Below are 604 nucleotides of genomic sequence, written 5' to 3' on the forward strand. Positions count from 1 at the left end.
CCGCCGTCGTCGACACCCTCGCCGACCGCCTGACCGGCGTCGTCCACGTCGCCGGGATCGTCGACGACGGCGTCATCGAGGCCCTGGACGCCGCCAAGTGGCACAGCGTGCTGCGCCCGAAGGTCGACGCCGCCTGGCACCTGCACGAGCTCACCGCGGGCCTCGACCTGGCCGTCTTCGCGCTCTACTCCTCCGCCTCCGGCGTCCTCGGCGGCTCCGGCCAGGGCAACTACGCGGCCGGCAACGCCTTCCTTGATGGCCTGGCCGCCCACCGGCGCTCGCTCGGACTGCCCGCCGTGTCGCTCGCCTGGGGCCTGTGGGCCGAGGCCGCCGGCATGGGCGGCCGGCTGAGCGACACCGACCTCGCCCGGATGGCCCGGGTCGGCACCCTTCCCCTCGCCGCCGACCAGGGCCTCGCCCTCCTGGACGCCGCGCTCACCGGCGAGCCCGCGGCCGTGGTGCCGATCAGGCTCGACGTCGCCGGCGTCCGGGCCGAGGACCTCCCACCGCTGCTGCGCGACCTGGCACCCGCCGCCCGCGCCCCCCGCGCCCGCCGACGCGCCGCCGCCCGCACCGCCACGGACGGCGCCGGCGGCCTCGCCCG

The 604-nt window shown here is 78.6% G+C and carries 1 protein-coding gene; it reads left to right on the plus strand.

The window, feature by feature from the left end:
* A partial coding sequence (locus tag ABD308_RS27220) for a KR domain-containing protein (RefSeq protein WP_344339788.1) occupies positions 1-604 on the plus strand: 604 nt, incomplete at both ends.

It is taken from the genome of Kitasatospora putterlickiae (genome assembly GCF_039527695.1).
GTDB lineage: Bacteria > Actinomycetota > Actinomycetes > Streptomycetales > Streptomycetaceae > Kitasatospora > Kitasatospora putterlickiae.